This window comes from Streptomyces sp. NPDC088350 (genome assembly GCF_044753545.1).
GTDB lineage: Bacteria > Actinomycetota > Actinomycetes > Streptomycetales > Streptomycetaceae > Streptomyces.
Window position 1 is genome coordinate 202,034 of the sequence record NZ_JBIVNL010000015.1, and the last position, 20,180, is coordinate 222,213.

The 20,180-nt window shown below is 69.3% G+C and carries 19 protein-coding genes; 8 read left to right on the top strand and 11 right to left on the bottom strand.

The features are described from left to right. Positions 1-12: 12 nt before the first annotated feature. From ACIQBL_RS41130 to ACIQBL_RS41140, 3 genes are all read right to left on the bottom strand, one after another. The gene (locus ACIQBL_RS41130) at positions 13-1,017 is read right to left on the bottom strand and encodes an LLM class F420-dependent oxidoreductase (RefSeq protein WP_401952094.1); all 1,005 of its coding nucleotides are present in this window, start codon (positions 1,015-1,017) and stop codon (positions 13-15) included. Between the two features lie 117 nt (positions 1,018-1,134). Continuing rightward, positions 1,135-1,920 (bottom strand): DUF5336 domain-containing protein, encoded by a 786-nt coding sequence (locus ACIQBL_RS41135; RefSeq protein ID WP_401952097.1) that lies wholly within the window; start codon positions 1,918-1,920, stop codon positions 1,135-1,137. Positions 1,921-2,006: 86 nt separating this feature from the next. Continuing rightward, entirely contained in the window at positions 2,007-2,936 is a 930-nt protein-coding gene (locus tag ACIQBL_RS41140; RefSeq protein ID WP_401952100.1) for an N-acetylmuramoyl-L-alanine amidase, read from the bottom strand. A 113-nt stretch (positions 2,937-3,049) separates the two neighbouring features. On the opposite strand from ACIQBL_RS41140, the gene ACIQBL_RS41145 reads away from it, so the two are divergent. After that, positions 3,050-4,033 carry an alpha/beta fold hydrolase gene (locus tag ACIQBL_RS41145; RefSeq protein ID WP_401952103.1) on the top strand — a complete coding sequence of 328 codons (984 nt, stop codon included), beginning with the start codon at positions 3,050-3,052 and terminating at the stop codon, positions 4,031-4,033. 2 nt (positions 4,034-4,035) lie between these two features. Here the strand turns inward: ACIQBL_RS41145 and ACIQBL_RS41150 are convergent, their stop codons facing one another. Both ACIQBL_RS41150 and ACIQBL_RS41155 read right to left on the bottom strand, forming a co-directional pair. Then, complete coding sequence (locus tag ACIQBL_RS41150) at positions 4,036-4,686, bottom strand: class I SAM-dependent methyltransferase (protein ID WP_401952105.1); 651 nt, start codon at positions 4,684-4,686, stop codon at positions 4,036-4,038. A gap of 143 nt (positions 4,687-4,829) precedes the next feature. Next, positions 4,830-6,563, bottom strand: a complete 1,734-nt coding sequence (locus ACIQBL_RS41155; protein ID WP_401952108.1) for an MFS transporter — start codon at positions 6,561-6,563, stop codon at positions 4,830-4,832. Positions 6,564-6,758: 195 nt separating this feature from the next. On the opposite strand from ACIQBL_RS41155, the gene ACIQBL_RS41160 reads away from it, so the two are divergent. The 4 genes from ACIQBL_RS41160 to ACIQBL_RS41175 all read left to right on the top strand — a co-directional run bounded on the left by ACIQBL_RS41160 (position 6,759) and on the right by ACIQBL_RS41175 (position 10,979). After that, complete coding sequence (locus tag ACIQBL_RS41160) at positions 6,759-7,952, top strand: lipid-transfer protein (RefSeq protein ID WP_401952110.1); 1,194 nt, start codon at positions 6,759-6,761, stop codon at positions 7,950-7,952. Between the two features lie 64 nt (positions 7,953-8,016). After that, positions 8,017-9,546, top strand: coding sequence for an MFS transporter (locus ACIQBL_RS41165; RefSeq protein WP_401952113.1), 1,530 nt, complete (start codon positions 8,017-8,019; stop codon positions 9,544-9,546). A 51-nt stretch (positions 9,547-9,597) separates the two neighbouring features. Further along, entirely contained in the window at positions 9,598-10,146 is a 549-nt protein-coding gene (locus ACIQBL_RS41170) for a SigE family RNA polymerase sigma factor (protein WP_401952116.1), read from the top strand. Continuing rightward, a complete protein-coding gene (locus ACIQBL_RS41175; protein ID WP_401952119.1) occupies positions 10,146-10,979 on the top strand; it encodes a hypothetical protein in 834 nt (277 codons plus the stop codon). Before ACIQBL_RS41170 ends, ACIQBL_RS41175 begins: the two co-directional genes overlap by 1 nt. A gap of 60 nt (positions 10,980-11,039) precedes the next feature. Here ACIQBL_RS41175 and ACIQBL_RS41180 read toward each other — a convergent pair whose 3' ends face one another. The 4 genes from ACIQBL_RS41180 to ACIQBL_RS41195 all read right to left on the bottom strand — a co-directional run bounded on the left by ACIQBL_RS41180 (position 11,040) and on the right by ACIQBL_RS41195 (position 13,406). Further along, positions 11,040-11,417 carry a hypothetical protein gene (locus ACIQBL_RS41180; protein ID WP_401952122.1) on the bottom strand — a complete coding sequence of 126 codons (378 nt, stop codon included), beginning with the start codon at positions 11,415-11,417 and terminating at the stop codon, positions 11,040-11,042. A 96-nt stretch (positions 11,418-11,513) separates the two neighbouring features. Next, complete coding sequence (locus ACIQBL_RS41185) at positions 11,514-12,176, bottom strand: class I SAM-dependent methyltransferase (protein WP_401952125.1); 663 nt, start codon at positions 12,174-12,176, stop codon at positions 11,514-11,516. Between the two features lie 84 nt (positions 12,177-12,260). Continuing rightward, positions 12,261-12,773 carry a hypothetical protein gene (locus ACIQBL_RS41190; protein WP_401952128.1) on the bottom strand — a complete coding sequence of 171 codons (513 nt, stop codon included), beginning with the start codon at positions 12,771-12,773 and terminating at the stop codon, positions 12,261-12,263. Positions 12,774-13,226: 453 nt separating this feature from the next. After that, a complete protein-coding gene (locus ACIQBL_RS41195) occupies positions 13,227-13,406 on the bottom strand; it encodes a hypothetical protein (protein WP_401952131.1) in 180 nt (59 codons plus the stop codon). 338 nt (positions 13,407-13,744) lie between these two features. Between ACIQBL_RS41195 and ACIQBL_RS41200 the strand changes: the two genes are divergently transcribed. Both ACIQBL_RS41200 and ACIQBL_RS41205 read left to right on the top strand, forming a co-directional pair. Continuing rightward, on the top strand, positions 13,745-15,121 hold the full coding sequence (locus tag ACIQBL_RS41200; RefSeq protein ID WP_401952133.1) for a hypothetical protein: 1,377 nt from the start codon (positions 13,745-13,747) through the stop codon (positions 15,119-15,121). 479 nt (positions 15,122-15,600) lie between these two features. Continuing rightward, complete coding sequence (locus ACIQBL_RS41205; RefSeq protein ID WP_401952136.1) at positions 15,601-16,380, top strand: class I SAM-dependent methyltransferase; 780 nt, start codon at positions 15,601-15,603, stop codon at positions 16,378-16,380. An 11-nt stretch (positions 16,381-16,391) separates the two neighbouring features. Here ACIQBL_RS41205 and ACIQBL_RS41210 read toward each other — a convergent pair whose 3' ends face one another. Next, positions 16,392-17,024: a response regulator gene (locus ACIQBL_RS41210; RefSeq protein ID WP_401952201.1), complete on the bottom strand. Its 633-nt coding sequence runs from the start codon at positions 17,022-17,024 to the stop codon at positions 16,392-16,394. 306 nt (positions 17,025-17,330) lie between these two features. On the opposite strand from ACIQBL_RS41210, the gene ACIQBL_RS41215 reads away from it, so the two are divergent. Next, positions 17,331-18,893 (top strand): alpha-L-arabinofuranosidase B, encoded by a 1,563-nt coding sequence (locus ACIQBL_RS41215; protein ID WP_401952137.1) that lies wholly within the window; start codon positions 17,331-17,333, stop codon positions 18,891-18,893. On the opposite strand, the gene ACIQBL_RS41220 is transcribed toward ACIQBL_RS41215, so the two are convergent. Next, on the bottom strand, positions 18,871-20,169 hold the full coding sequence (locus tag ACIQBL_RS41220) for a sensor histidine kinase (protein WP_401952140.1): 1,299 nt from the start codon (positions 20,167-20,169) through the stop codon (positions 18,871-18,873). The genes ACIQBL_RS41215 and ACIQBL_RS41220 overlap by 23 nt on opposite strands. Between the last annotated feature and the right edge of the window lie 11 nt (positions 20,170-20,180).

Below are 20,180 nucleotides of genomic sequence, written 5' to 3' on the forward strand. Positions count from 1 at the left end.
TGATCTCCGCGGCTAGGAGTTGAGCTCCGCCAGCACCCGCAGCGTGTGCGGGTCGGGCGCAAGGGCCAGCAGGTCCGTCACCGGGCCCTTGCGCCACAACTCCAGCCGCTCCGCGATCCGTTCACGCGGCCCGATGAGCGAGATCTCGTCGGCGAACGCGTCCGGCACGGCGAGTACGGCCTCCTCCCGGCGGCCCGCGAGGAACAACTCCTGTATCCGCCGGGCCTCTTCCTCGTACCCCATGCGTGCCATCAGATCGGCGTGGAAGTTACGGGCGGCGTGCCCCATCCCGCCGATGTAGAAGCCGAGCATCATCTTCACCGGGAGAAGACCCTCGGCGACGTCGTCGCACACCTTCACCTGCGCCATGGGCGCGACGAGGAAGTTCTCGCGGAAAGCCGTCGTGCCGTACACCTCGGGCCGGCTCGGCGACCAGTACAACGGCAGCCAGCCGTCCGCGATCGCCGCCGTCTGCGCCACGTTCTTCGGTCCCTCGGCGCCCAGCAGCACGGGCAGGTCCGAACGGAGCGGGTGGGTGATGGACTTGAGCGCCTTGCCGAGCCCGGTACCGTCCGCACCCCGGTACGGATGCGCGTGGAACCGCCCGTCCACCTCGACCGGCGCCTCCCGCCGCACCACCTGCCGTACGACCTCGACGTACTCCCGGGTCGCGGTCAGCGGCGACTTGGGGAACGGCCGCCCGTACCACCCCTCCACCACCTGGGGCCCCGACAGTCCGAGCCCGAGCAGCACCCGCCCGCCGGAGAGATGGTCGAGGGTGAGCGCGTGCATCGCGGTGGTCGTCGGCGACCGCGCCGCCATCTGCGCAACGGCCGTACCCAGCTTGATCCTTGAGGTCTGCGCGGCGATCCAGGTCAGCGGGGTGAAGGCGTCGGACCCCCACGACTCGGCCGTCCACACGGAGTCGTACCCGAGCCGCTCCGCCTCCTGGGCCAGCGGCACATGGCCGGCGGAGGGCCCGCGCCCCCAGTACCCGAGTGCGAGACCGAGCCGCATATCGCCTCCACAGTCACGAAACTGACGTACCGTCAGTCAATGGACGGACGGCTGCGACTGTACGACAACGGCCCCCCGCCCGGAAGGGCGAGGGGCCGTGGTGGACGCTGTGGGGGCTCAGCCGCGCTGGATCCCCGAGGTGTCCTGCAGTACGCCACGACGGCCGTCCTGCGTCTGCGCGACGAGCGCCGGACCGCGCTGCTCCACGGCCAAGTACCAGGTACCCGGCGCGAGTTCGGCGATCGGCGTCGGCGAACCGTCCTCCGCGAACAGCGGGCGGGCCACCGGCACGGCGAACCAGAACGGCGAGAAGTCCCCGGCCGGAGCCGGTGCGGGAGCGGGCTGCCCGAACGGCTGCCCGGCCTGCGCCTGCTGCGGCGGCGTGCCGTACGAGGGCTGCTGCGGCGCACCGGCACCAGCGCCGGGGTAGCCGTAACCACCGGGCGGCTGCGCGCCGTAGGGCTGCGGGGCGACCGGCTTGGGGGCCGGGACCAGGGCGGCCTGGAGGGCGGGGACGAGAGGGGTGGCGATGGCGCCGCCGGCCAGGACGAGGGCCGCGATGAAGCCGAGGATCAGACCGGCACCGGCGCTGACGCCGTCCGGAACATCCACGAGGGTCCAGAACAGGGCCCAGAGCACCAGGACCGAGAACGCGACGCCTGCCTGGCCCAGCTCCAGTCCCACGATCTTGCGCGGCTGTGGCAGCGCGCGATTGACGACGATCAGGGCCGCACCGATGACCCCGCCCAGGTAGAGGCCAAGGCCGTCGCCGAGATAGTCCCAGGCGGTCGGAGCGTTACTGAAACCGTTGGCGGTGTAGAAGCTGAGAAACGACGCGATGAAGAGCAATACCGCTGCTCCGATCACCACGCCGTCGCCTCGTGTGAGGGAGCGGATATTCACTTCAGGTCCTTCGTAGGTCGTCTCGTCGTCGGTAGACCCTATCGTCCACCCCGTCAGGGTGTCCGCCCGGATCAGCCCACTGATCCTTACCCGCGCAGGAAACTCACGATTCCCTCAGAGATCCCCTGCGCCGCCTTCTGTCGCCAGGCGCTATTCGTCAGCAGTGCAGCGTCATTGCTATCGCGCATGTTGCCGCACTCGATGAACACCTTGGGAACCGTTGACAGATTGAGACCGCCCAGGTCCTTACGTGTGACGAGACCGGTGCCGTCGCCGACGTAATTGGAGGGCTGTTCGCCCGTCGCGTGAAGGTAGTTGCGCTCGATGCTCCGCCCGAGGGCGCCGGAGGGGGCGACGATGGCACGGGTGTCGGCGGCACCGGCGTGGACGGACGCCGGCAGGATCACGTGGAAGCCGCGGTCGCCGGCCGGTGCGCCGTCCGCGTGGATGGAGATCGCGGCGTCCGCGTGCGCCGCGTTGCCGAACCTGGCGCGCTGGTCGACACACGGCCCCCAGGCCGGGGAGTCACCGTCGTGCGTCAACTTCACCGTGGCGCCCTGCTTCTCCAGCAGCGCCTTCAGCCGATGGGACACGTCCATCGTGAACTGGGCTTCCGAATAACCCGCGTTGGTCGACGTCCCCGTCGTGTCGCACTCCTTCCAGTTCGTGCCGATGTCCACCTTGCGGTTGATCTCGGCGCTGTGCTGGAAGTTGGTGATGTTGTGCCCCGGGTCGATGACGACGACCTTGCCCTTGAGGGGAGTGGGGTTCGGCGGCTTGTCGTCGTTAGACGCGGTGGCCGTCGGGGACGCGGACGCGCCGGACGGCGCGGCGGACGTAGAAGACGAGGTATGGGCCGCGGCGGTACCCGACCCGCCCCCCGGACCACCCACCGCCTCATACACGAACCACCCGATCAGCGCCCCCGGGACCAGCGCGGCCAGCGCCACGGTCAGGGGCCCTCGGCGGGGACGGCGGGGCTGCGGGGAATCGAAGTCCGGACCTACGTACGACACGCAAGCCACCCTAGCCGTCGCTCGACCCCGGTTTGCTGAAGCGGCAACAAGAGTCGTGGGCGCGCCGGGCCGGGGCACAGGATCGTGGGACCAGCCCCCGTCACGGAGGACTCATGACCATGGTCAAGGACGTCACGCATCGGCTCGTTCCCGGCCCCGCCGGCCGTATCCACCTGGTGGAACAGGGCACCGGACCCCTGGTCCTCCTGGTCCACGGCTTCCCCGAGTCCTGGTACTCGTGGCGTCACCAGCTCCCGGCACTGGCCGCCGCCGGACACCGCGCGGTGGCGGTCGACGTGCGCGGTTACGGCCGCTCGTCGAGGCCCGAGGACGTGTCGGCGTACCGGATGCTCGACCTCGTCGAGGACGCCGTGGCGGTGGTGCACGCGCTCGGGGAGCGGTCCGCGGTGATCGTCGGGCACGACTGGGGCGCGGGCATCGCCGCCAACTCGGCCCTCCTCAGGCCGGACGTCTTCCGCGCCGTAGGACTGCTGAGCGTCCCCTACGCCCCGCGCGGCGGCCCGCGCCCCGGCGAGATCCTCACGGGGATGGGCGGGGACGAGGAGTTCTACGTCTCCTACTTCCAGCGGCCGGGCCGCGCCGAGGCCGAGATAGAACCGGACGTCCGCGGCTGGCTCGCCGGTTTCTACGCCGCCTTCTCCGCCGGCACCATGCCCGCACCCGGCACCCCCGACCCGCACTTCGTGAGCCGCGCCGACGGCACACTGCGCGAGCGCTTCCCGACGGCGGCCGGGCTGCCCGCCTGGCTGAACGAGGACGAACTCGACGTCTACGCGGGGGAGTTCGAGCGCACGGGCCTGACCGGCGCCCTGAACCGCTACCGGAACATGGACCGCGACTGGGAGGACCTGGCCCCCTTCGACGGAGCACCCGTCACCCAGCCGTCCCTGTTCCTCGGCGGCGCCCTGGACGCCTCCACCACCTGGCTCGCCGACGCGATCGCCGCGTACCCGGCGACCCTGCCCGGTCTGCGCGGCTCGCACATCCTGGAGGGCTGCGGGCACTGGATCCAGCAGGAGCGGCCCGCGGAGGTCAACCAGCACCTCACGGACTGGCTTGCCGGACTGCCGAGTTGACGTCAGACGCCGGCACCCGTGCGCCGCAGGACACGCAAGGAGTCCGTCGCCGACACCTCCGTGAACGCGCCGGACTCCAGGGCCCGTAGATACACGCGGTAGGGCGCCTGGCCGGTGAACTCGTCCTCGACGACCGGGAACACGTCATGGATGACGAGCAGCCCGCCCTCGGCGACATGGGGCGCCCAGCCCTCGTAGTCACCGTTCGCGTGCTCGTCGGTGTGACCCCCGTCGATGAAGACGAGGCCGAGCGGGCTGCCCCAGATCCGGGCGACCTGCGGCGACCGCCCGACGAGGGCCACCACGTGCTCCTCCAGCCCGGCCCTGTGCAGAGTGCGCCGGAACGTGGGCAACGTGTCCATCAGCCCGATCTCCGGGTCGACGGTCTCCGGGTCGTGGTACTCCCACCCCGGCTGCTGCTCCTCACTGCCCCGATGATGATCGAGAGTGAGAGCCGTGACACCGGCGGCGCGGGCGGCATCGGCGAGGAGGAGCGTGGAGCGCCCGCAGTACGTCCCCACTTCCAGCAACGGCAGCCCGAGGCCTCCGGCTTCTACGGCGGCGGAGTACAGGGCGAGCCCTTCGCCGACCGGCATGAACCCTTTGGCGGCCTCGAACGCGGCAAGGATTTCAGGCTTGGGCGCCGGAGACATGGGGCGGTCCCTTCGGTACGGAGCGAGTATGCAAACGCGGCCAGGCTACGTCGTCCTTTAGGGGCGCGGGGCTGTGTCGATTTGCGGCTCCGCCGCGTGGGCGCGACCAGCCCCCACGCACCCGCAGAAAACAACGAAACCGACTACGCGCTGACAGTCTCACCGGGCAACGAAAGATCCAGTTCAACCGCGACGGAGTCCCCCGCATGCGTCGCAGACGAGGCAAGCGGCCCATGCCCAGCCGCCCGCGCAGCCAACACATACGCCCCCTGCGAAGGCACAGCGAGAACGTAACTCCCGTCCTCCGAGGACAACGTCGCCCCCGCCTGCCGCCCCCGCCGATCGATCAACGTGACCTTCGCCCGGGCAACAGGCGAACCGTCGGCGCCCAGAACACGCCCCCGGAACCCCCGCAGAACCTCCTCGGCCCGCTCAAGGTTCGCCTCCTCCTCGCTGCTGAAGTTCAACCGCGGCGCACGGTTCGGCTTCGGAAGGAACAGCGCCATCAACAGGCCGACGGCAACCGCACCCGTGGCGATCAGGAACGACACCCGGAACCCGTGCATCGTAGGAATCGCGACCCCGTTCACATGGTTCGCGGTGTTCGCCAGCACCATCCCGATCACCGCGCTGGAGACCGACGTACCGATGGACCGCATCAGGGTGTTGAGCCCGTTCGCCGCCCCGGTCTCGGACGCCGGCACCGCCCCCACGATCAGCGCGGGCAGCGACGAGTACGCGAGACCGATACCCGCACCCAGCACGACCGCGATGACGAGACTCTGCCAGGCCGCGCTCATCAGACCGAGCCCCGCGCCGTAGCCGATGCCGATGATCAGCATGCCGAGGATCAGGGTGACCTTCGGGCCGTACTTCGCGGAGAGACGGGCGTAGACAGGCGCGGTGAACATCATCGTCAGGCCGAGCGGCGCCACCAGCAGACCGGCGGTGACCATCGACTGCCCGAGACCGTAGCCCGTGGCCTTGGGCAGCTGGAGGAGCTGGGGCAGGACGAGGGAGACGACGTAGAAGGAGACGCCGACCATGATCGAGGCGAGGTTGGTGAAGAGGACCGCCGGGCGGGCCGTGGTGCGCAGGTCCACCAGCGGGGCCTTCAGGCGCAGCTCCATCACGCCCCACAGGAGCAGGACGACGGCCGCCGCGGCGAACAGGCCGAGCGTGGTGCCGGAGGTCCAGCCCCAGTCGCTGCCCTTGGTGATGGGGAGGAGGAAGAGGACGAGACCGGCGGAGAGGCCGATCGCGCCGAGCACGTCGAAGGTGCCCTCGGCGCGCATCGGGGACTCCGGTACGACGAGGAGGGTGAGGACGATGGCGAGGACACCGAGGCCGGCGGCGCCGTAGAAGAGGGCGTGCCAGTCGGCGTGCTGGGCGACCAGGGCCGCGAGCGGGAGCGCGAGGCCGCCGCCGACGCCGATGGAGGAGCTCATCAGGGCCATGGCCGAGCCGAGCTTCTCGCGGGGCAGCATGTCGCGCATCAGGCCGATGCCCAGGGGTATCGCGCCCATCGCGAAGCCCTGGAGCGCACGGCCCGCGATCATCGTGAGGAGATCACTGGTGAGGGCGCTGACCATCGCGCCCACGACCATCACGGCCAGGCTGGTGATCAGCATCCGCCGCTTGCCGAAGAGGTCGCCGAGGCGGCCCATGATCGGCGTGGCGACGGCTCCGGACAGGAGCGTCGAGGTCAGGACCCAGGTGGCGTTGCTGGGCTCGGTGCTCAGCAGCTGCGGCAGGTCCTTGATGACCGGGACGAGCAGGGTCTGCATCACCGCGACAACGATGCCCGCGAAGGCGAGCACCGGCACGACGGCGCCGGACGGCCTCCGTGCGGGCTGGTCGGTCGACGTGTGCGTCATGGAGTAAGGCCTCCAGGCCTGAAGAGAGCGGGTGGAACCGGTTGATCCGTGCGGGATAAGTGCACGGTAAACCTCGTATGCATGGGCAACTATTCCGATGCTTCGGCGTACTAACGAATCCTTGACCGTCCCATGAATATCTGACCTTCCGTCAGCTCTGGTCATTCAGTGGAACGTGTTCTAATCTCGCCCGCCATGAAGGCCTATGTAGCCGGCGTCGGGATGACGAAGTTCGAGAAGCCCGAGAGCCGGGAGTGGCAGTACTGGGACATGGTGCGGGAGGCCGGCAACGCCGCCCTCGCGGACGCCGGGATCTCCTACGGCGAGGTGGAACAGGTTCCCATTGGCTACTGCTTCCAGCCCTCGACCGCCGGCCAGCGCGCCGCCTATGAACTGGGTCTCACCGGCATCCCCGTCTACAACGTCAACAACAACTGCGCCACGGGCTCGACCGCCCTGATGCTGGCCCGGCAACTCGTCGAGGGTGGCGCGGCCGACTGCGTACTCGCGCTGGGCTTCGAGAGGATGAAGCGCGGCGCGCTCGGTGGCGGCACCGACGGAGGGGACTTCGCGACCTCCCCCGTCGCCCGGCACTACGGCGTCATGGCCGCCCGGCACGGCTTCGAGATGACTCCGCCCACCGCCCAGATCTTCGGCGACGCGGCCCGCGAACACATGGAGAAGTACGGCACGACCGAGGCACAGCTCGCCGCCGTCGCCGCCAAGAACCACCGGCACTCCGCCCACAACCCGTACGCCCAGTTCCAGGACGTGTACGACGTCGACGACATCCTCGCGGCCCGCGTCGTCCACCACCCGCTGACGAAACTCCAGTGCTCACCGACCTCGGACGGCGCGGCGGCGGCGGTCGTGGTCTCGGAGCGGTTCGCGGACGCCCACGGGCCGGCGTCCCGCCCGCTCGTCGAGATCGTCGCCCAGGCCATGACCACCGACACCGAGGACTCCTTCGCCTCCGGCTCCTGCATCGACGTCGTCGGCCGGCCCATGTCCCGGGCCGCCGCCCGCCAGGTCTACGAACGGTCCGGACTCGGCATCGAGGACGTGGACGTCGTAGAACTGCACGACTGCTTCTCGATCAACGAACTGCTGACGTACGAGGCGCTCGGCATGTGCGAGCCCGGGGAGTCGGGGAAGCTCGTCGAGTCCGGGGGGACGACCTACGGCGGGCGGTGGGTGGTGAACCCGTCCGGCGGGCTGATCTCCAAGGGACATCCGCTGGGGGCCACCGGGATCGCCCAAGTCGCCGAGCTGGTATGGCAGTTGAGGGGGACGGCGGGGGAGCGGCAGGTGGCGGGGGCCGAGGTGGGTCTCGCGCACAACATCGGACTGGGCGGGGCCGCGGTGGTGACGTTGCTGCGGGCGGCGTAGGTCCTGCGGCGGGGGTGCGGCCGGGGCGAAATGCCGATGCGGGGAGCGCGGGCCGGTTGAGAGCATGACGACCATGCCCCGAGCCGCTGATGTCTCCCGAATATCCCGCCCGTCCCGTCGGGGCTCGGCACCGCCCGCCTGGCTGGTCGTCGGGCTCGCCTGCGCCGGGCAGTTCCTGGTCGTGCTCGACGTCTCCGTCGTCAACGTGGCGTTGCCGTCGATACGGGCCGACCTGGGGATGAGCGCGTCCGGGCTGCAATGGGTGGTCAACGCGTACGCCATCGCCTTCGCCGGGTTCATGCTCCTCGGCGGCCGGGCCGGCGACCTCTACGGCCGCAAGCGGATGTTCCTCGTCGGGCTCGCGCTGTTCACGCTGGCCTCGCTGTGCGGCGGGCTCGCCCAGGACGGCTGGCAACTGCTCCTCGCCCGTGCCGTCCAGGGGCTGGGCGCCGCGGTGCTGGCGCCCTCGACGCTGACGCTCGTCACCTCGGCGGTGCCGGAGGGCGCGGCCCGCGCCCGGGCCATCGCCACCTGGACGGCGGTCGGCGCCGGCGGCGGGGCCGCGGGCGGACTCGTCGGCGGAGTGCTGGTGGACACCCTGTCCTGGCGCTGGGTGCTGCTGATCAACGTGCCCGTCGGCGCGGTGGTCCTCCTCGGCTCCCTGCGCCGGCTCCCCGAGAGCCGCGCGGGCGACGGGCGACGGCTCGACCTGCCCGGCGCCGTCCTGGTCACGGCGGGCCTCGGCGTGCTGGCGTACGGCATCTCGCAGACCGAGGCCAAGGGATGGACGGCCGCGGCCACCCTGTGGCCCCTGGCCGCCGGACTCGCGCTGATCGCCCTCTTCCTCGTCGTCGAGGCACGTACGGCGGCTCCGCTGATGCCGCTGGGACTGTTCCGGGCACGGGCGGTGTCGTCGGCGAACGCGGCGATGTTCCTGTGCGGCTCCGCGATGTTCTGCATGTGGTTCTTCATGACCCTGTACGCGCAGAACGTCCTCGGCTACACCCCGCTGGAGGCGGGACTCGCGCTGGTGCCGAGCTCCCTGGCCGTCCTCGTCGGCTCCAAGTCGGCCCCCCGTTTCATGCCGGTGCTCGGCGCGCGCAACGTGGCCGTGCTGGGGACGCTGATCGCGGCGGTCGGCTTCGGCTGGCAGTCGCTGATGACCGCGCGGGGGGACTATCTGACGGAGATCATGTTCCCCGGCATCCTGATGATGCTGGGCGCGGGCCTGACCGCCACCCCGCTCGCCGCGCTCGCCACGTCCGGGGCCGCGCCCGGGGAGGCCGGACTGGTCTCCGGGCTGGTCAACACCTCGCGCACGATGGGCGGTTCGCTGGGTCTCGCCGTGATGTCGACGATCGCGGCGGCGCGTACGGCGAGCGCGATGGGTGTGGCCGGGACGGCCGGCGCGGCCGGTTCGATCAGTACGGCGGGGCGCGACGCCGGTGTGCCGGAGGCGCTGGCGGAAGCGCTGACGGACGGGTACGCGCTGGCCTTCCGTACGGGGGCGGGGGTGCTGCTCGGCGGGGTGGTGCTGATGGTGGTGTGGCTGCCGTGGCGGCCCCGGGGAATTTCGACGAGTTCCGCGGGATGAGGCAACGGTCCGGGCGGCTCATGGACTCCTTTAGACATCTAGGAGGTGCCCATGGGGGATCGCAAGGAGGCTCGGGAGACTCGCGATGACGAGTTCCAGAGCTTTGTCATCGGCCGCTGGCCGCGGTTGATGCGGACGGCATTTCTTCTCACGGGGGAGCAGCACGCCGCGGAGGACCTGGTCCAGTCGACGCTGGAACAGACCTTCGTGGCCTGGCGCAAGGTCGGCTTGGCCGACGATCCGGAGGCGTACGTACGGCGCGTGATGATCAACGCGCACGCACGCAAACACCGCAGACGGCTCAAGGAGTTCCTGGCGCCCAAGGACGACTCGGGCCTGGTGCGCGAGGTCGCCGACACCGGTGACCGCATCGCCCAGGCCGAGGACCGCAGCGCGCTGCTGAAGGCACTGGCCCAACTGCCCGCGAGGCAGCGGGAAGCGGTGGTGCTGCGGTACTGGGAGGACCTGACCGAGACACAGACGGCCCAGGCGATGGGCTGTTCGGTCGGCACGGTGAAGAGCAACGCGGCCAAGGGGATCGCGAAACTCCGCGCCATACCGGGACTCGCCGAGATGGTGACGCAGGGAGGGCGGAAGTGATGAGCGCGGACCGGGAGACGAACCACACCATGACGGAAACAGACATCGCCCTCCTGCTGGCCGACGCCGCGGACGAGGTCGAGATCGGCATAGCCCCCTACCAGGCGGTGATCCGCGGTGGCCGCCGACGCCGGGCCCGCCGCTGGGCGCTCGCGACGGCGACGGCACTGGTGGTCGTCGGCACGTCGGGCGGCCTCGCGCTGGCCGGGCTGGGTGGCGGGGACGGGGGTGAGGTGTCACCGGCGGTGACACGGCAGTCGACCCCGCCGTCGACGCCGGAGGAGCGGCATGTGTACGCGCCGCAGGAGACGATGCTCGGGGCAGGCACCGAGAAGGGCGAGACGTGGTACGTCACGGTCGACGTGTGGGGTGCCCCCCGCACCGAGGCCGAGGCCCAGGCCCAGCTGAACGCCATGTCCAACCGCGGCGAGGAGCCCTGGGACAAGGACAAGGCGTCCGCACTGGTCGGCAAGATCACGTACTTCGTACGGCATTCGTACGGGAGCGGAGCCCCGACTCTCCTGATGGGTGACTCGGCCTCCCCCCAGGACACCATGGCGGGCACGGACCTCAAGTCGGGCGCGTCCTCCCTGGACCCGAAGAAGACCGACGGCCCCCAGCGCCTGGTGGTCGGCCAGGTCGCCAAGACCGCACAGACGGTCCTCTGCACCTGGAAGGACGGCACGTCCACCGAGGCCCACAGGGTGGCCGCGGGCGCCGACGTCAACAGCGACGAGGCGACGATCCGCCCGGCGGCCGGCTCTCCGGACAACTGGTTCGTGTGCGTGGGGGCGGAGGGGGCGAAGTTCGATTCGGTGAAGGTGATGGAGTAGGAGCTGTCCGGCCGTTCCTTCGGCAGGTCCGGGGAGCGGTCGGCAGCACATTGTCCTCGGCTACTCGCTCGGACGCTTCCCGTAAAAGGGGCTGACGGTCCGGGCCAGCTTCCGCTGAATCACCCGCAGCGTCCTGATCGTCGTCTCGTCGTCGCGCCCGGTGGTGGTCTGCCATTCGACGCCCGAGCCGGCGAGGTCACTGACGAAGACGATCTCTGTGGCCAGCAGTATCCGCGCCCAGTCCGCTGCCCCGAGCGGGGTGCCTTCGCCCAGCGCCTTCCGGAGTCTCTGGCACTGGTCGAGCAAATCCCGCTCACCGGCGAACCCCATACCGACGGCGAGTTGATCGCTGCAGTGTGCGGGGCCACCCCATTCCAGGAGCGCACGGACCAGCAGTTCGACCTCGTGCTCGGCCAACAGCTCACTCGCTCTCGCCATGGGCTGCAACTCGGTTCGTCCCTTCCACTGATGCACCGAGGCGGGGTCCCCGGTGCCGGGCAGGCTACCTGTCTCTTTACAAGGATCGGCTGCGCCCTAAGGGGCCACGGCGCGAACGATCAAAGTTCCGATGTGACCGCGCTCAGGGGCCTCATGGACGCGCGAGACGGCTTCGACGAAGCCCGCCGAGAGTAGGTGACTTCTCCACATTGCGGATGTGTAGCTGTATCGATAGGTGTACGTTGCCGGTCCGGCGAAGCCGCCCTTGTACATGCCTTGCGGGCCATACGCTCCGGGGATGGCCGGCGGTTGCGAGAAGGCGAAGACGCCCCCAGGGTTCAGCCGTTGGCGGACCAGAGGGAAGAGCTTCTTGGGGTCGCTGAACCATACGGCCCCGAAGATCGAGTACACGGCGTCATAGGTACGAGCATCGCGCTTCAGGAAGTCGAGCACTTCGCCACAGACGAACTCGGCCCCGAGTGACCCCCACCGCTCGGACGTCTTCGCCACCATCACCGGAGACATGTCGAGTCCGCGGACCTTGACGCCCTCCTGAGCAAGGAAGGCGAGTGCGCGACCGGTGCCGCACCCAATTTCGAGCGCGGTTTCCGGTTCGCTGAGGAGTTCGGACCCCGGTCCGTGATCCTTGTACTGCGTCCAACGGAACACCGGTTCCGAATCGGCGACGCCCTTCCATGCCGACGCCGCGTAGGTGTCCCATACGGCGCGCTCGTCGTCGAAGTTGTGCTCTGCGGTCAACGGGCTTTCCTTCACGGTGAGTTGAACGGGCGGGTGCCCCGCCCCTCGGGTGAGCAGCAGAGGCGGGGCACCCTATCGGGTTGGTCAGTGGCTGTCCGGGACCTTGTCGTCGCACGGTCCGCAATCCGCCGCGTCGACCTCCCACAGCTCGGCGTCGACCTCGAAGCCGTGCTGCGCGATCACGTCGGCCGTGCGCATGACCGTGCCGTCGCGCCGGCGCTCGACGAGCGGGGCGTGATGCTTGTACGCACCGCCGTTGTACAACTGGCAGAACGCGAAGTAGACGGGCGAGTCAAGAATGATCTGATGGATGCCGATGTCGACCGTGTACCCCGGTCCGATGTCGACCCCGGGGTTCTCCATGGCCGTGATCAGGTAGGCCACGGCCTGTCCGAGGACGCGTTCCGCGAGGCTGCGCACCGCCACGGCGTCACGGAGCAGAAGGCGAACCTCCCGCTCCCACAGGTCGATTCCCTGCGCTCCGGGGGCCTCGAAGATGTTGTACGTCTTCTCGGTCACGTACGGAGCAACCGCGTTCAGCAGCTCCCGAGGGTCGCGGTAGATCGTACCGTTCGGGGCTTCGAGCGTGACAGTCATACTGGGCTTACCCCTTCCTTGTTGTGGGGGTGGAACCCGCCCCGGCAGGCGACCTGTCCAAGGGTTCTCGAACCTGCCGGGGCGGGGGCTCAAAGGCCGCCGGTGGCGGCCAGGGCGATGACCGATGCGGAGAGAGCGGCCACCGCCAGGACGAAGGCGACCCATCCATAGGGCCGTACGACTCGCCAGAACCGATTCACCACCTGATCGGCTCCACACGGCCACCCGCGCACGTGGGACACGGAACCTTGTTCAGGTAGGCGCAACCGGCGCACCCCGCGAAGCCGCAACAGTGAGGGCACCAGATTGGGCGCCACCCCGCGCACGTGCCGCATAGGTTGCCCATCTCGTTCAGGATGTACAGGAGAGTCGGGGCGCGCGCCGGAGCGAGCGGGCTTCGTCCCGCCCGGCCCTTCGGAGGTTGCCGCTTGGGCGTCACAACGCTCGGGGCGGTCACGCCTGCGCTCCGTTCTCCGGATCGTCCACGTGTGGGTGACCCGCGATCTCGTCGTTCAAGCTCTTGACCTTCGCCGCGTTCGCGACCTTTCGGGCCGCCTCGCGCTGCACGACCAGGGCGCCGCAGACGTCGCACCCCTCAACCGCGACAGGTTCAAGCCCGGACGTCAGCACCACGGGGGCCGTTGAAACGGGTTCCTGGCGCGGTCATGCTGCCAGCAACTTCCGAAGACCCTGGTCAACCCGCTCGACCACAGAACGACTCGGCGTCGTCCACTTTCTCGGCCACCAGTCGGGGGCGTGGTGCGCGAAGCCGCGCCATTCACCCTGCGCGACTGTGATCACGACAGGGCCTGCGTACCGCGCTCCCTGTTCCTGGTGCTGCTCGGCTTGCATCCGTTCACCTCTCGCTGATGTGTCGCTCTAAGCAACCAAGCGAGCGCGCTCAGCGGTACCGTTGGAGAAGCCCAAGAACTTGAACGACTTGAATATCGGACTTCGCGGGGAGTGGTGTCGTGCCGAACCGAGAGCCGAACGAGGGTCTTGCCCGCCTTCTCGAAGAAGCCAGGTGGACGTACAAGCAACTGGCCTTGCACGTCAACCGCGTTGGCGCCGAGCGTGGTCTACTGCTCAGCTACGACGAGTCGGCGGTGAAGCACTGGCTGAACGGGGCGATGCCCCGGAAACCTGTCCGGCCGGCCGTCGTCGAAGCTCTCGCGCGACGCATCGGGCGTTCAATCACCCACGAGGAAGCGGGACTTGGGGCTTCACCGATCGTGTCCGGATTGGACGTTGCGCCTGAACACGCATTGATTTCTATTGAGGGTCTGGTCGATACCGGAAGGGCAGACATGGACCCATCGCGCCGAGCGGTTCTCACGACCGCGCTCTACTCGGCAACGCTCGCGGTACCGCGCTTCGACGAGGCCAACGAGGCCGACGAGACACTGGACCGGCTGGAGCACCAGGCCGCAGGCCGAACCGTCAAGATCGGCCCCGGAGACGTGGCGGTGGTCCGCAGCATGACGGACAAGATCGCCGACATCCTCGACGAGTTGGGCGGCGCGCACGCCCGCCCGATGGCCGCAGCCTTCATCGTCAATTCGGTCTCCTCCTACCTCCGGGCAGACGGAACCGAGGACGTCAAGAACGACATGCGGGCCGCCGCATCCGATCTTGTGTACCTCACGGGATGGATGGCCATGTACGAGAAGGCCCACGGGCTGGGACAGCGGTATTATCGCCAGGCCCTCGGCCTGGCCAAAGCGGGCGGCGACGAAGTCACCTACTGCCGCACACTGCGAGGCATGGCCCTTCAGGCCGCCAACCTGAAGCACGCGAACAAGGCCCTCGAACTTGCCGACTCGGCAGCCGAAGCCGCCCCGCAGGCCGGCCCGAGGCTGCAGGCCTTCCTTCGGGGACAGCAGGCGCACGGCGCCGCCCTGGTGGGCGACCGGCGCCAAGCCCACATGCGGCTACGAGAGACCGAGGCCGCACTCTCTCAAGCAGACAACCGCCGTGACGCCGTGGGCGGTTATGACCGGGCGGCCTACGAGTTCCACGTGTCGAGTGTGCTGTACGCCCTGGGGGACATTCCCGGATCGATCGAAGCCATGAAGGCATCGAACCGGGCACGGCCCTCGGTGGAGAAGCAGGGCAACGCTCATGCGAACGGCCTACTCGCGCAACGGCAACTTGAGATCGGCCACCTTGAAGCCGCGTGTGCCACGTGGGGGGAATTCCTCGACGACTACGAACAACTCTCGTCGGCCCGCGCTGACGAACACTTCCAGATCATGAGGCGACGCATCCGGCCGTACGCAAGCAACCCGAGGGTGCGGGAGTTGAACGAGCGAGCGCGGGAGCTGGCTCGACAGAAGGCAGCCGCTTAGCGGCAACGGTCCGGGCGTACCACTGCTTAAGGGCCTTGAACCATTTCACGTGACTCGGGTGGTAAGCGAACTTTTTCACGACGTCCGCGTTACCGGACTGATCGGCGTACGGGCAGTATGACGACCTCGGATTCCGGTAGTTCCCGCAGGACGTGCCGCTCATCAAGGCCCAGGCTGTGGGCTGAGGACTGGTCGTCGGGTGGTCGTCGGTCGGGCGGCCCCGGCGGCTCGGGCTACGGTCTGACGCTGGCCTCGATTGTCGAAAAGTGTGGTCTGCGTGGCCGGGACTGGTGTCCTGGTGGTCTTCGGGTGGGGTGCCTGCAGTGTTTCACCCTGCCTCCGGTATGGCGGGCTTCCGGTATCGACTTCCGCCTCGTACAAGGATGTTGGCGGCATGTGCGAGGACATCACGGATCCATGCTGACCTGGGCCTTCGGTCCGTCCGCTCCTACGGTCGACTCTTCGGAGAGGGGGACCAGATGGACTGGAACCGGCACGGACGTGACATCCGCACGGTCGACGACGTGCTTCGGCTTCTGGACGGGATGTTCGCGCCGGAGGCCGATCGTTGGAGTTCTCGGGGTGCCTCCTGGTGGGACAGGTTCTATGCCGATCGGGACAGGGCGGTGCCGTTCTTCGTGGCGAAGCCGGACGAGAGTCTGGTCGGGTGTCTCGACCGGGGGCTGATACCCGGGGGTGGCCGTGCCCGGGATCTGGGGTGTGGTCCGGGGCGCAACGCTCTTCAACTGGCCGCGCGGGGCTTTGAGGTGGACGGGGTGGATCTGTCGCCGGCCGCTGTCGCGTGGGCGGAGGAGCGGGCACGGGAGAGGGGGGTGGGGGGAGGGGAGGGGGAGGGCCCCCAGGTCCGCTTTCACTGCGGTGACGTATTCGCCCTGACCGCCACCGAACTCCCCGGCCCCTACGACCTCGTCTACGACTCCGGCTGCTTCCACCACCTGCCCCCGCACCGGCGCATCAGCTACTTCGCCCTGCTGGACCAAGTCCTCGCCCCCGGCGGTCACTTCGCGCTCACCTGTTTCGCGGCGGGCGGGATGGGCTCGGAGTTGCCCGACGCCGAGCTCTACGGCGGCTCCGGTCTGCAGGGTGGACTGGCCTACACGGCCGAGGAGTTGCGGTGGATTTTCGGGGACCTGGAGGAGGTCGAGCTGCGCCGGATGCGTGACGAACCGGCCGAATCACCGTGCTTCGGGGAGGACTTCCTCTGGACGGCGCTGTTCCGCCGAGCCCCGAAAGCGTAGGGCCGGGCGCGCTACAGCCACCCCTGCTGCCGGGCCTCCCGCATCGCCTCCATGCGGTTGCGGGTGCCCGTCTTGCCGATCGCCGAGGAGAGGTAGTTGCGGACGGTCGACTCGGAGAGGTGGAGCTTCGTGGCGATGTCGGAGACCGTCGCGCCGTCCACCGAGGCGTTGAGGACGTCGCACTCGCGGGCGGTCAGGGGGTTCGGGCCCGCGCTCAACGCGGCGGCGGCCAGCGCCGGGTCGATGACCGTCTCGCCGGTGAGGACACGGCGGATCGCGGCGGCCAGGTCCTCCACGGGGCCGTCCTTCACCAGGAAGCCCGCCGCGCCCGCCTCCATCGCCCGGCGCAGATAACCGGGGCGGCCGAAGGTGGTGAGGATCAACACCCGGCAGTCCGGGGCCTGTTCGCGGAGTTCGGCGGCGGCGTCCAGGCCGCTCATGCCGGGGAGTTCGATGTCGAGGAGGGCGACGTCGGGGCGGTGGATCAGGGCGGCGTCCACGATCGTGTCACCCGTCCCGACCTGGGCGACGACCTCCAGATCCGGTTCCATGCCGAGCAGCAGGGCGAGGGCGCCGCGCATCATGCCCTGGTCCTCGGCGAGCAGCACTCTGACGGACTTGGCGGGCCGGTGGTCCCGGGGCATCTCATCCACGGGGCAAGGGTAAGGCCCGGGGCGGTCGTCAAAAACTCTTCATTGTTCGCGTCCGCGAGTCTTGACGGTCTCCGGCTGCGGGCAAACAATCGCCTCGGCATTCCGCCGGCACCCTGGAATTTCCGGAGCAGAGCAGTTTTCGGAAAACTTTCGACAGTTCGACATTTCGATCGCGAATGGGTTCGGCATTTCGATCGAACGGCGTCCGGCATATCGACCAGTTCGCTCCTTCGGATGCCGGCCACCCGCACCGCCCCACCCGCATCGCCCCACCAGGACCAGAAAAAGAGGTGCACCGTGTTCTTGAGGTTCCTCCGCACCCGGCCGCGCCGGCTGAGAAACGCCACCCTGGCCGCGCTCTCCGCGCTCGTGACCGTCGTCGCCCTGGCCGTCGGCGTTCCGCAGGCGTCGGCCGCCACCTCGCTCCCGTGCGACATCTACGCCACCGCCGGGACGCCCTGCGTCGCCGCGCACAGTCTCGTCCGGGCGCTCTACTCGTCGTACAACGGCTCGCTGTACCAGGTGCGGCGCGCCTCCGACAGCGCCACCGCGAACATCGGCCTGCTGGCGGCCGGGGGATACGCCAACGCGGCGGCGCAGGACTCGTTCTGTTCCGGTACGACGTGCGTCATCACCAAGATCTACGACCAGTCGGCGCGCCACAACGACCTCACGATCGAGGGCGCGGGCGGTGCCGGCGCGGCCGATGTCGGGGCGCCCGCGGACGCGCTGCCGGTGACCGTCGGCGGGCACCAGGTGTACGGCCTGGAGATCTCGGCCGGCATGGGCTACCGCGACAACTCCACCTCGGGCGTGGCCACGAACGGCGCCGCCGAGGGGATGTACATGGTGACCTCGGGCACCCACGTCAACGGCAGCTGCTGCTTCGACTACGGCAACGCCGAGACCAACAACACGGACACCGGCAACGGTCACATGGACGCGATCAACTTCGGTACCGAGTGCTGGTTCTCGCCCTGCTACGGCGGCGGTCCCTGGGTGCAGGCCGACCTGGAGAACGGGCTGTTCCAGTCGGACTCCGGGTACAGCAAGAACACGGCGAACACCGGTACTGGAGCGATGCCGTTCGTCACCGCTTTGCTGAAAAACAACGGTCAGGACCATTTCGCGCTGAAATACGGAAACGCGCAGTCGGGGAGTCTCACGACCACCTATTCCGGGGGTGAACCCACCACCAGTGGTTACTCGCCCATGCACCAGGAGGGCGCGATCGTCCTCGGCACCGGCGGGGACAACAGCAACGGCTCCATCGGCTCGTTCTTCGAGGGCGTCATGACCGCGGGCATCCCGACGGACACCGCCGACGACTCCGTACAGGCCGACATCGTGTCCGTCGGCTACGGCGGCACCACCGGCACGACCGGCACGCTGGCGGCCGGGTCGGAGATATCGCTGCGCGCGACCACCTCGTGCTGCACCGGCGACTACATCCGCCACCAGAACAACGCGGCGGTCCTCTCGGCCATCACGTCGAGCAGCACGGCGCTCGACAAGGGCGACGCCACCTGGATCGTCCGCAAGGGCCTCGCCGACAGCTCCTGCTACTCCTTCGAGTCACGGAACTACCCCGGCGACTTCCTCCGCCACTACAACTACCAGCTCTACCGCCAACCCATGGCCGGGACCGCGCAGTTCAGACAGGACGCCACGTTCTGCGCCTCGACCGGCAAGAGCGGCACGGGCACGTCGTTCGCGTCGTACAACTACCCGACCAGATATCTCCGGCACTACGACTGCAACGTCTACATCGCGAGCGACGGAGGTTCCAACGCCTTCGACAGTGCCACCTCGTGGACGGACGACGTGAGTTGGGTGGTCACGGCTCCCTGGGCGCCGTAGCCGGAGCCGTAGCCATCTCTGAAGTCTCGGAAGGGGGCAAGTCCGCCTGCTCCACCGGGAGTTCGGCGGTGACTGTGAAGCCGCCGCGTGGCGACGGGCCGGCCCGTAGGGAGCCGCCCGCCGCCGCGAGGCGTTCGGTCAGGCCCTTCAGGCCGGTGCCGCCGATGCCCTCTGCGGGGCCGGTCGCCGCCGCTCCTCCGTCCCCGGGGCCGTCGTCCGCCACGGTCAGGCGGACGCGGTCCAGGACGCCGTCGAAGGTGATCTCGCAGTGGGTCGCGCCGCTGTGCCGTACGACGTTGGTCACCGCCTCGCGGACCACCCAGCCCAGCAGGGCCTCGTTCTGCGGGGTCAGGGGCGGGCCCGACCGGCGGACCAGCGGGTCGATGTCGGCGGCGGACAGGGCGGAGCGGGCGCGGTCCAGTTCGGTGGCGAGGCTGCCCTCGCGGTAGCCGGTGACGGCCTCGCGGATCTCGGTGAGCGCCTGCCGGCCGACGGCCTCGATGTCGGTGATCTGGCCGAGTGCGGCCTCCATGTCACGGGGTGCGAGGCGCCGGGCCGCCTCCGACTTCACCACGATCACCGAGAGGGTGTGGCCGAGCAGGTCGTGCAGGTCGCGGGAGAAGCGCATGCGTTCCTCCGCGACGGCTCGGCGGGCCAACTCCTCGCGGGCGGCGCGCAGTTCGCGCACGGCCTCGGAGAGGGAGAGGATCGCGGCGGTCACCATCGTCGACAGGAACGTGCCGTAGGCGACGTTGAGCGCGTCCCAGCCCGCCCGGTACACGGAGACCGCCGCGGAGAGTGCCGTCAGGGCGAGGCCGACCTGGCCGAGCCGCGGGCCCCGCACGACGGCGCCCGTGGCGAGGCCGAGCAGCGGGAAGAAGTACAGCCAGCTGCCGCCGTAGCCGAGGGCGAGTCCGCAGGTGACCGCGCCCATCAGGCCCAGTGCCACCAGGGTCGAGACCGCCGTGCGCTTCTCCTTCACGAACGAGCGGAACACGACGTAGATGTAGAGGGAGTTGAAGGCCAGCAGGCCCAGGCCACCGATCCAGGGGTTGGGGGTCTTGCCCTGGAGGAGGTTGGAGAAGGAACCCAGTCCCATCAGCAGCCACGGCAGCAGGGAGAAGCCGGTCGGCGGCGGGCCCGGGTTCTCCGGCCACTCGCCCTTGCGGCGCGCCTCCTTCTGCGCGACCTTGAACTCCGCCATGTCGGCCCGCCACCGGGCCCGTGCCGCCCGCCAGGCGCGTACCTGGCAGGTGATCCCTCGCATCCAGGACATCTCGCTCGCTT

Coding starts and splice junctions, on each gene's coding strand:
- ACIQBL_RS41130 (WP_401952094.1), bottom strand. CDS start 1,017: ATGCGGCTCGGTCTCGCACTCGGGTACTGGGGGCGCGGGCCCTCCGCC.
- ACIQBL_RS41145 (WP_401952103.1), top strand. CDS start 3,050: ATGACCATGGTCAAGGACGTCACGCATCGGCTCGTTCCCGGCCCCGCC.
- ACIQBL_RS41150 (WP_401952105.1), bottom strand. CDS start 4,686: ATGTCTCCGGCGCCCAAGCCTGAAATCCTTGCCGCGTTCGAGGCCGCC.
- ACIQBL_RS41155 (WP_401952108.1), bottom strand. CDS start 6,563: ATGACGCACACGTCGACCGACCAGCCCGCACGGAGGCCGTCCGGCGCC.
- ACIQBL_RS41160 (WP_401952110.1), top strand. CDS start 6,759: ATGAAGGCCTATGTAGCCGGCGTCGGGATGACGAAGTTCGAGAAGCCC.
- ACIQBL_RS41165 (WP_401952113.1), top strand. CDS start 8,017: ATGACGACCATGCCCCGAGCCGCTGATGTCTCCCGAATATCCCGCCCG.
- ACIQBL_RS41170 (WP_401952116.1), top strand. CDS start 9,598: ATGGGGGATCGCAAGGAGGCTCGGGAGACTCGCGATGACGAGTTCCAG.
- ACIQBL_RS41175 (WP_401952119.1), top strand. CDS start 10,146: ATGAGCGCGGACCGGGAGACGAACCACACCATGACGGAAACAGACATC.
- ACIQBL_RS41180 (WP_401952122.1), bottom strand. CDS start 11,417: ATGGCGAGAGCGAGTGAGCTGTTGGCCGAGCACGAGGTCGAACTGCTG.
- ACIQBL_RS41190 (WP_401952128.1), bottom strand. CDS start 12,773: ATGACTGTCACGCTCGAAGCCCCGAACGGTACGATCTACCGCGACCCT.
- ACIQBL_RS41205 (WP_401952136.1), top strand. CDS start 15,601: ATGGACTGGAACCGGCACGGACGTGACATCCGCACGGTCGACGACGTG.
- ACIQBL_RS41210 (WP_401952201.1), bottom strand. CDS start 17,024: ATGCCCCGGGACCACCGGCCCGCCAAGTCCGTCAGAGTGCTGCTCGCC.
- ACIQBL_RS41220 (WP_401952140.1), bottom strand. CDS start 20,169: ATGTCCTGGATGCGAGGGATCACCTGCCAGGTACGCGCCTGGCGGGCG.